At 61.7% G+C, this 9,459-nt stretch carries 11 protein-coding genes; 2 read left to right on the top strand and 9 right to left on the bottom strand.

The window, feature by feature from the left end; genetic code table 11:
• Positions 1 to 121 precede the first annotated feature (121 nt).
• Positions 122 to 1,264: an integrase domain-containing protein gene (locus tag E9536_RS34565; RefSeq protein WP_089476907.1), complete on the top strand. Its 1,143-nt coding sequence runs from the start codon at positions 122 to 124 to the stop codon at positions 1,262 to 1,264.
• Between the two features lie 452 nt (positions 1,265 to 1,716).
• Here E9536_RS34565 and E9536_RS34575 read toward each other — a convergent pair whose 3' ends face one another.
• The 9 genes from E9536_RS34575 to E9536_RS34615 form a co-directional block, all read right to left on the bottom strand.
• Positions 1,717 to 2,163 (bottom strand): hypothetical protein, encoded by a 447-nt coding sequence (locus E9536_RS34575; protein WP_089476905.1) that lies wholly within the window; start codon positions 2,161 to 2,163, stop codon positions 1,717 to 1,719.
• On the bottom strand, positions 2,147 to 2,512 hold the full coding sequence (locus tag E9536_RS42280; RefSeq protein ID WP_244114779.1) for a hypothetical protein: 366 nt from the start codon (positions 2,510 to 2,512) through the stop codon (positions 2,147 to 2,149). Before E9536_RS42280 ends, E9536_RS34575 begins: the two co-directional genes overlap by 17 nt.
• 24 nt (positions 2,513 to 2,536) lie before the next feature.
• The gene (locus tag E9536_RS42285) at positions 2,537 to 3,484 is read right to left on the bottom strand and encodes a hypothetical protein (protein WP_247873547.1); all 948 of its coding nucleotides are present in this window, start codon (positions 3,482 to 3,484) and stop codon (positions 2,537 to 2,539) included.
• A gap of 548 nt (positions 3,485 to 4,032) precedes the next feature.
• Positions 4,033 to 4,704, bottom strand: coding sequence for a Lar family restriction alleviation protein (locus E9536_RS34590; protein WP_060349347.1), 672 nt, complete (start codon positions 4,702 to 4,704; stop codon positions 4,033 to 4,035).
• 110 nt (positions 4,705 to 4,814) lie between these two features.
• Positions 4,815 to 5,234 (bottom strand): hypothetical protein, encoded by a 420-nt coding sequence (locus E9536_RS34595; RefSeq protein WP_136472319.1) that lies wholly within the window; start codon positions 5,232 to 5,234, stop codon positions 4,815 to 4,817.
• Positions 5,235 to 5,287: 53 nt separating this feature from the next.
• Positions 5,288 to 6,535: a DUF1173 family protein gene (locus E9536_RS34600; protein ID WP_136472321.1), complete on the bottom strand. Its 1,248-nt coding sequence runs from the start codon at positions 6,533 to 6,535 to the stop codon at positions 5,288 to 5,290.
• A complete protein-coding gene (locus E9536_RS34605; protein ID WP_136472324.1) occupies positions 6,532 to 7,029 on the bottom strand; it encodes a hypothetical protein in 498 nt (165 codons plus the stop codon). Before E9536_RS34605 ends, E9536_RS34600 begins: the two co-directional genes overlap by 4 nt.
• 7 nt (positions 7,030 to 7,036) lie before the next feature.
• Positions 7,037 to 7,357 (bottom strand): hypothetical protein, encoded by a 321-nt coding sequence (locus E9536_RS34610; protein ID WP_136472327.1) that lies wholly within the window; start codon positions 7,355 to 7,357, stop codon positions 7,037 to 7,039.
• Positions 7,358 to 7,381: 24 nt separating this feature from the next.
• A complete protein-coding gene (locus E9536_RS34615; protein ID WP_247873548.1) occupies positions 7,382 to 7,837 on the bottom strand; it encodes a hypothetical protein in 456 nt (151 codons plus the stop codon).
• 481 nt (positions 7,838 to 8,318) lie between these two features.
• Between E9536_RS34615 and E9536_RS34620 the strand changes: the two genes are divergently transcribed.
• Positions 8,319 to 9,320 (top strand): N-6 DNA methylase, encoded by a 1,002-nt coding sequence (locus tag E9536_RS34620; protein ID WP_136472329.1) that lies wholly within the window; start codon positions 8,319 to 8,321, stop codon positions 9,318 to 9,320.
• Positions 9,321 to 9,459 lie beyond the last annotated feature (139 nt).

Raw genomic sequence — 9,459 nt, forward strand, 5'->3', positions numbered from 1 at the left:
GCGCGATTGGCGGGCTGCCGCTGCGGATGCGTGCGGCGCGCTCCGGACGATCGATTGATGATAGGAAGGGGCGGGTGAGTTCCGCCGGGTGTGAGCGGTATCGACCGCAAGGAGTAAATGGATGGCTGCGATCCTCAACGTTCGGGCTGTTGTGGGACGCTATCGCCTGTCGCCAGAGTTTCGCGACGCGTTGCTGGTGCTGTTCGATCAGCATGTCGCCGAGATTCACAGCACGACTCGGATCAGCAAACGCGCGCTGTCGATCAAGACGCAGGAATACCGGGCGACGGCGATCTGCAAGGCGTTCGTCGAACTGCGCGAGGGTGGGTTCGCGCTGCAGACGCCATGGTCGCTGAAGACCAAGCACGTAGAGTATCTCGTTGACCGGTGGGTCAAGGATCAGCAGTCGGGCGGCACGATCGAGAACAAGCTCACGTATCTGCGAGCGCTCGCCCAGTGGTTGGGCAAGGCGAATCTGGTCGGCACGCTCGGCGATTACGTTGATCGCCGTGACGCGGGCCTTGAACGCAGCTACGTGGCTACGGAAGACAAGTCATGGGCTGCGAACGGGGTGGACGCGGTGGCGAAGATCGAAGAGATCGCGAAGACGTGTCCGTACACCGCGGTGCAGCTCAAAATGCAAGCGGCGTTTGGACTTCGTGTCGAAGAGAGCTTCATGCTGCGCCCGGCAGAAGCGGTGCGCGATCCGCGCATGCTCGCGGTGACGCGCGGAACGAAGGGCGGGCGGCCGCGTGAGGTGCCTATCGAACGGAAGATCGTGATCCTGGAGGAAGCGGCGCGCTTGATCAACGGCGTTACGGGATCCACGATTCCTGCCGGCCGAACGCTGAAGCAGTGGCGTGACTGGTACTACTACGTGCTCGCCAAGCATGGCGTAACCAAAAGCGGCATCGGCGTGACGAGCCACGGACTGCGTCACGAGTATCTGCAGGCGCTCTATGAGCAGGTGGCCGAGGTGCCGGCGCCGATCAAGGGCTCGCCGGCACGTCCCGATCCTGCAGCGCATGAGGACGCGAAGCGCCGGGTCGTCGAGGCCGCCGGCCACAGCCGTCCGTCGAAGGCGAACGCATACCTTTCGACGTTCGCCCGGCAGTCGGAGCTGAAGAAACCTTTACCGAGCGTTGCCGAAACGAAGGCCGCGCTCGAGGCGGCTGCCGGCAACAAGAGCCACGCTGCGGCGGCACTGGGGATTTCGAGGCAGGCGCTGTATCGATTGCTTGCATCGCCGTCGCCAAGTCAGTGACGGTCGCAGCGGGTTCTTATCGAGTCGACGCGGAGGCTGTTGGCGGCGTCGATAGTAGCCGCAACATGCAGCATCCGGTGCGGCTCAGGATGGGTCGAAGAGGAGCGTCAGGACGTCGTAGCTCTCCCGGCGGGAGAGCGGAGCAGCCGGATGCGTTTGTTCCCACGCGCGGTCCGACTCCGTCCATCGGTCCCATTCGTGTTCAGGCGCGTCTATCCCAGGAGGGGGCGTGCGCACCTCTTCGTGGTCGCGGCACATTTGTGCGAATGCGTCAGCGGATTCTCTGGTTGCGAACGCCCGTACCGGGTCGCTACCTTCGTACATCGTGGACGCCTGAACGACGAAAATCTCCCTGACCGGCGCGGGCCTGTTCGCCGGCGGTTGTTGCTGCAGTCGCTTTGCAGTGTTCAGGTCAGTCGGGACATCAACCAGGTGATTCCTATCGGCGGCAGTCATTCGCTTTCTCCCATCACGGCGACGTCGAACAGGTCGCCAATCGCATTACGTGCCCGGCGCGTCGCTGCGGCTTTGGTGCGCCGATGCTCAGCGCGATGGGCAAGGCCGCAGCGCTGACAGAGCGCCTTGAGGTTGTCGTCGCTGGCGTGCTCGTGCACATGGTCGAGGCGGACAATCGTGAGGACGATCCTCGTCCACTTGCAGCCGCAGTATTCCGACGCCTTGCAGTATCCGAGCAGGCGGCCGTCATCGGCCGCGAATACCTCGCCGTCGCCTTCGAGGCGTTGGAATGTGCCGGCGTCCTTGTCGATGCCGCGTACGACGTCATCGCCGTTCGCAACGTGGCACTGCTCGCACCGGTTGCCTGCCCTTGCGAGGATGCGCGCGCGCGTCGCGGGCCACGTGGCCGGACAATGATTGTGCGGTTCAGGTTTGATCGGCATCGATGCCTCGCTCGGGCGCCTGGATGCTAGCGACAGTGGAACCGTCACGCGCATTCGCGCGCCGGACAGTAACGACCCGTTCGACCGGATTCGCCGACGTCGTCGCGGCTGACTCGGGCTCCGGTCGCCCGTTGTCGATGGCGTGCGCGAGGTGTCGGGCGTACGTCGCCACCGCACGCCAATAGGCGGCCATCGGACCCTTTCGACGGGACCAGGCGATTTCCGCCTCCGCGTTTGCTTGCGTACGCAGCGCGCGAAGTACCGATGCGACCGCACGACGTGACTCGGCAGGAAGGGCGAGAAGGTCGCGAGCCGCGGGGAGTTGCAACAGAGGATTGATATAGCCCATTACGTTCTTTTCTCGACGGTTTCTTCAGGCGTTGCCGTGCCGGAAATCGCGGACCGCATCGGTGTCAGCGGATTGCGGCTGTGCGACTGCCCCGTTGTCGGGTCGAGTGGCTATGCGGTACGTCTTGTTCACGCCGATTTCGGTGAGGTACCCGAGAGCCTCGGCGGCGAGCCCCTTCCATTCGGTCGTGCGGCGCAATGCGGAGATCATGCGGAACATGAAAGTCGCCATCTTGGTGACGCGCGGGTCACGAATCGGATCGCTGTCGGACGCCGTCGTCCCGGATGGCACTCCAGCGTGACCACCGAGGACGTATTCGCGAATCACCTTCATCGAATGCGCGTCCGCAGCCGCCGTCGCACCGTCGAGCACCGACTCGTGGAGCGGCGTGCTCATTCGGTCGAGCGCCGCTAAAACGGCGGCCGGGACGTCACCACCGGCCCGCTCCGATGCGTCGCCGTCTGTCAGCGGTAGGGCCTGGGCCGCGTCAATCGGGATCAGTCGAGCCCCAGCCTTGCGGGTGTTGCCGTCGGGGCGTGCCCGCATCGTCTCGTGCTGTTTCTCACGGGCGAACAGGGCGTAAGGGCCTGTCTCTGTGTCATAGATCTCAAGAAGCTGCCAACCCTCGCCGGCCGGCGTAGTCGGGAGCCACCAGCTGCAGTTGAAGTCGCCGGATTCGTGATGTCGTTCGTATGCGTCGATATCGACATCGCTTTCCATCGAGACGAAAGCTGATTCGATGCCAAATGCGGCGAGGAACCGATCCGCACGAACATCCTCATCGCACGCCGGGAAGGCTGGATGCGTAAGCCATCCGTTCTCGTCGCGCACGATCGTGCGGGGAGCAAGCAGCGCCTGGCGCAGCCCTTCGAGATTGGCATGCTGTTGTACGGGCCGCCGGCGTGTTTCGTCGCGCCGGTCCGCGCTTCGGTCAACAACCGACGCGGGGTTCATTTCGTTCAAATCGCTCATGAGGTGTACTCCGCTGGATAGGGGCTCGCGTGCTCGACGCGTCATCTGAAAGTGTCGACGGCAGCAGACTTAGCGTAGCGCCCGGCAGGCGAAGTCAAGTGAGGCGCATCGCGACTGAAACACCCGCCTACCGCGTCGAGCGAAGTCAGGGCGCCGCCGGCGAACGCAGATTGCTGCCGCTATCATCTTCGCGCTTGGGCTATGCGTACGGGGTATTCAAAGCGACTGATATCCGAGCGCCAAACGCCGCGGATCACATTTGCGGGTCGGGAAACGGGGAGCGCCGGCTTGTCGAGGCTGGCGTTATGCGGGGGCGTCGGAAAATGAGGCGAGAAATCGCCGGTGTAACGCCTGCTGGAGGAAAGACGGGCCCGGTAACATAGGCTTGTCTCTCAGGTTCTGGCACAGGCCCTCGGAAATCGCTAGAACCATTGTTAAGCCGGCGCAAGCCGGCTTTTTTTTATTCAATCTCTGTCGTTATAGTTTGTTGAGGAAGTAACAATATCCGGCCCGCTTTCTCGCCGGATTCAACAGTGCTGCTGTGTTTTCTACCACCGGTCGCGATCAGGCATCGAGTCGACCGCGATTGCGATCCTGTCTTCGAACAGGAAATCGCGATGCTCGTTCGGCGAGTGGATTTTTGGGAACTGGACATAGTCCTGGCCGTCGACCTCGATCCACTTCGCCAGTTGAACAAGTTTTCGATATCGAGCCGCGTCTTCGAGCACCGGTGCAATCGGCCACGTGTCGAAGGTGACGACGGTCGCGTCGACAATGCGTTGCGCCAACATCTTGAAGATCGGGCCGATCTCGTTCCAGTCTCCTTCCACGCGGGACAACATGTCGAGCACCAACTGCGTATCGCAGGCGCCGAGCTCTCTCTCGATCAGCCTTCGCAGGTCTTCATCTGTTGCCTTCGGTCGATTCACTCGCCGGTTCCAAGTTTCGGCGCATCGGTCTTTCGCGGCCGCTTCGTCGTCGCCGATCGCTTCCCACTGCGTCGACATGCCGCAACCTGTGCAATAGATGCAGACTAACGGTTCGGTCAGCGGAGCCTCGGGCGGGCGGGGAAGTACGTCACCAATGTTCGGCGGGCCGCCGAAGCGGCCGAAGCGGCTGAAATCGAATCGACGATTCTCGTCGCATTCAACGAGTCGTTGCGATCGGCCGACGGTCGGCCGGCCGCCACAGTGCTCACATGGATAGAGCTGTTCGATCATTTGTCGGAAGGTTGTAAGTTTCTCGTCGTCGGCATTATTGCTGTTTTTGCAGGCCGGCAAAACCGAGAAAAGCGCGAATACTCCTTCCGGATATTTATCGCTCGCGTAAGTTAATTGAGTGATGCTCGTTGTTCCGCAATGCGAATAAGGGACAGGAGTGAGTTGGTGGACGTGCTGGATATGTCACTTGATTCGGAGGATGCGACGGCGATTTGACCGGGCTCGGTAGGAAATACTCGTCGCGCGGATTGCAGGTCATCGACGAACCAGAAATGCCATGCCCGCGCGTAATGCCACCAGGTGACGGCCCGTTCCAGTTCGTCCCACGACGCACGGAACTCAAGGACGGCGCCGAAGCTCGTGAAGACTGCACACCGCAGGCCGCGAGCGTCGGTCACTGCGACGGCGAGCTGCCGGCCGCCGGAGAATGAGTCGCGCTGGTGGCATGCCATGGAGAGGGCGGGAAACTGCGGACCCCATTGATCGGTGCGAGAGACCGCACGATGGAGGAAGAGCGACTTGCCGTGCATAGGAGGCATCCAGGTTGAGAAGATGCCTTCATCATGCCGGCGGCGCGGCGATGTCAAGGTTTGGTGGTTCGTCGCGCAATGGGAGGGAAACGGACATCTGCCAGTTGAAACCTGTCGATATCCCACTCCACGGCCGGGATGCCACGTGCGATCCGAAGGCGCTGCTTTTCCCGCTTGCGAGACTCGTACTCGGCCATGCCATTCATCCCATAGACCTCGATGTGGGTTGGCTCCGCAGTGTCCGTTAGGACGAAGTCCGGCAGCATGTCGGTGCCCTCGTTTAGCCGTATTGGCTTGTCGAAGGCGCGACCTTCGACAACGAGCCGATTTGCCATAGCGACTTCGTGGATGGAATCGCATGTGATGTACGTGGACGAGCAAAGCATTGCAGCGAGATCGACTGCAACGTGATGGCCCTTCGGCGTACGCTCGATCGCGAGAATCGCGATAACCCGGGCATCGCGGTCGCCGAGCGCGCGCATCGCGTGGCTGTATCGCTTCTCGGTGAGCGAGATCAACTCGCTATTGCAGTAGTACCGTTTTGCGCTCTGTCGCAATGTGATCGAGCGGCCGTAAGGGGTCACGCCAATTTCCGCAATCTCGCCGACGATCAGGCCGCGATGGTTGGTACCGTCGCGCTGTCCAACGAGGGCGAGGAAAGCCTCGAACTCGGCGTTGATCGCGTTGCGATCCGCTTCCTGGAACCTGCGCATGACGTGCAGGACCTTCTCTGCGGGTTCGCCGTTGATCACGGCGTCGCTGACTTCGGCGAGGACACGCGCATTGCAGACGCCCCAGTTCCGCGCGCGGTCAACACCGGACCAGCGATTGAGCCCGGCGACTTGCCAGAGCGCCTGCAGGAAGCCGAGGAGCGGCGCCGAGCGGCGCGAGGTCGTGGGTGTGCCGGCTTGCCGTGGGCCCTTTGATAGCGCACCGACGGTGCGCTGTGTGAGGGCGACGTCGAGCTTCGCGCGCAAGCCCGCGGCGGTGACCACGATGCCCGGCAGGGTCTTGCCGTTTTCGCTGCTCCCGTCATTCGGATCCTTGTGGAACGAACAGGACTGGCGGTCGTGCATTCGGCCTTCATCTGGCCAGCCGGCGAGATGCAGTAGGCTGCCGTATCGACGAATTTGGAGGCGGAGTGGCGCGGCGGCGCCGCGGCATAAGCACTGTGCGTAGCCCGGGTTGATTTTCGCGCGCTCGAGCTGACGGACGAAGGCGGCGGGGTTCTCCTGGACGTCATCGAGCGGGACGGCGATTCCCGAGAACGAGACCTTGGCAGACGATTTGTTGGTGGTCATTGGTCGCTCCGATCAAGAGCTCCGGAGGTTTCGACGGATCTGCCGTACCTGGCGACCAAACGGGCTGCTCCTGGCGTCGAATCCGCCACGAGTCGTTGGTTCTGGAACTGCTCGGCGATACGGAGATCGATTTTGGCTAATGTCGCGACGGGAACATTTCCTCGGGCCAAGTAGTCCGCCGCAACTTCGACTTTGGCCCAGCCGGGGATCAACTCGCTGTCAGCGATGGCGCCAAGCATCCGGTCGGTGAGTGTGTTGCGGCAGATGGCTACTCGGTGTGCGGCACGAGACGCGATGGAAAAGGTTACGGTCCCGATTGGAATGAGTGCGGCTGCAATCGTGGTGTTCCGACCAAGTGCCGAGAGCACAATGAGCGACAGGACGCCAACGCAAGTGATGATCAAACCAGCGACGCGAACCGTATATGCGGAGGAGTCGCGCTCGAGCTGCCTCGCGAGTTGCAGAAGCGGCGAATGGCTGTAGGAGGCCGTCATGCGTTGGTTATATCCATTCGTTGATGGGGGGATGCGATAGCCGCGGTGGGATGTACACCGTTCCGGTGTCTTTGTCGATTAGCAGCCACTGCCCATTGGCCAGCCGCTGCACGTGGCAGTGCGGATTGCGCATCTGCATGATTCGCGTGGAGCGGCCGCGCTCGTAGCGCCGAATGGTGGCCATGACGAGACGGACGGTACTGGCGACCGCAAAAAGCAGCCCGGCTGCTGCCAGTATCGCGAGGCATGGCCAGGCCGAGCCGCGGCCGAGCTGGGTGATCAGTCCGGTGGCGATGGAAGCCGGCGCCGATAAGGTCGAAGAGAACACGATCGAAAATTGAAGCCTACGGTTTCAGCTAGCCAGTCGCCGGCGAAGCGCGGCGCGATCGTGCCCGAAGAGCCCGAGCCCGATCGCGAGTACTCCGGCAACAGTCACGACGATCGCATAGAACACCCAGAGGCGTTCACCAAGATCCCGAGCCAATGCCGCGATCGGACGCTGCTCGATTCCTTTCGACTGGCAGATCGGAGAAGCCGGAAGCGCATGGTTGGGAACTTTGTCCTGGCATACCTGGATCGAAAGCGAGCCGGGCTGCGCGGGTGGGTTGTTCGCAGTCTGCGCGGCGAACTCCAAAATTTCTCGTGGGATCGTCTGAAACGAGAAGTTGCTGTAAAGCGCGAGAGCGGCGCAAAGACTCACGCTCGGACACACGAAGAAAATGTAGAAGGCCCACTTCCCAACGAACAGGATGTAGCTGGCGAGATGGCGGGCGCGGTCCAAAGGTACGCGCATGGGTTGGTTGGTCATTTTGCAGGTGCTCAATTGGTTGGACAGGGGACGACGGATGCGCCCACTACAACCATGCAGCTCTCTGAACGCTACGAATACTGCGAAAGCGCACCTGTTTGCTGGAGCTTTTCGCCTTACCCCGCTCAACCGGTTGCGCGGCCCAGCTTCTGCTTAAAAAGTGAGCATCGAGTTGCGAGCGCCGCTAGGCAAGGGCGGCGGCGACTTATCCACAAGCTTGTGCAGCGTAATTGTGGGTATCTCGGCTGCTCGGCCACCTGGGCGAAAGCGTGCCCGAACCTGACGGCATTTCGGGCCCCCAGTTCGGGCACCACGCTTTACCATCCGTTCCAACCACCGCGTCTACGACGCATCGACCTACGGCCGCGCGCGGCCCATCTACTTCACCCCTACGGGATCACTCCCGTCGGGCGTGCTCTCCCGTCATCAATCTGGAGAGCACCATGTCCGTTTCAACCGTCCGTACGCTGGAGGCCGTCGTATGAGCCGAAAGAGCGCGGAAAGAAAGTTTGCACGCGCAGCCGATCCCCATCAGGCTGAACTCGTGAAGCTGCTCAAGCAGTTTGGCTATGCCCATCAGATCAATACGGTGTTTGCGGATTTCGTCGAGATATCCGCTATCGCGTTGAGCAACAGCGTGGACAAGCCGCAGTTTGAACCACGGGAAAAGCGCTACCTGGAGATCGTCGGAAAATACAAACCCGAAGAGCTGCAACTGTTTGCCCGGATGTTCGCGGAGCTGACACTCTCGTTCGAGCATCGGCTTGGGGTCGACGACAACCTTCCCCCGGGAGCGTTGCCGTGCCCAGGAAACCTGACGGACGTGCTCGGCGAGACGTACATGATGTTGGAGATCGGGAACGACCGTGCCGGTCAGTTCTTCACTCCCTACAGCATCTCTCGGTTGATGGCCGGCATCTTGATCGGTAGCCGGAGCGAGACCATAGAGCAGGAGGGGTTCATGCGGATGCAAGAGCCTGCATGTGGTGCTGGTGGGATGGTGATCGCAACGGCAGATGCATTGCTGTCGATCGGCCAGAACTACCAGCAGACCATGCATGCGACCTGTATCGACATCGATGCACGCTGCGCTCATATGACATACCTGCAGCTGTCAATGATGCACATCCCGGCGGTGGTCGTGCATGGGAATGCGCTCACCATGGAAGTGTGGGGGATGTGGTATACCCCGGCGCACATTCTCGGCGGTTGGCGGGCAAAGCTCCGGCAGCGCAGGCAAGCGGACGCGCTGCGTGAAGTATTGGCGCTGGATCGCAGCGCAGTGGCTCCGGACGCCGACGCAAAGCAGGAACCGGCCGATAACCTGGTGCTCGGCAGTGAGGTCGCCGTGGCAACCTCCGTCGAAGCGCCGGCGGTCGCGGCAGTGCGTCCCGCCGATACCCTCTGCGATCTCTTCGACGAAGCTGTCGAGCAGTCGAGAGCCGGTATCTTTGAGGTCGTCGATCAGCTGGCCCTCTTCTAAATCGCGCGGTAGGAACCTGTCCGCATTTTTGTGGGCGAGGCGGTTGAACAGCGCCTTATCCGCGCGCCTGCGTGAATCGCTCGCCAAACAGGATAGCAAACTGGTTCATCGCTGATTTCCAGTCGAAGGCGGCCCGCAC

The sequence above is a fragment of the Burkholderia sp. LS-044 genome, assembly GCF_004803625.1.
GTDB lineage: Bacteria > Pseudomonadota > Gammaproteobacteria > Burkholderiales > Burkholderiaceae > Burkholderia > Burkholderia cepacia.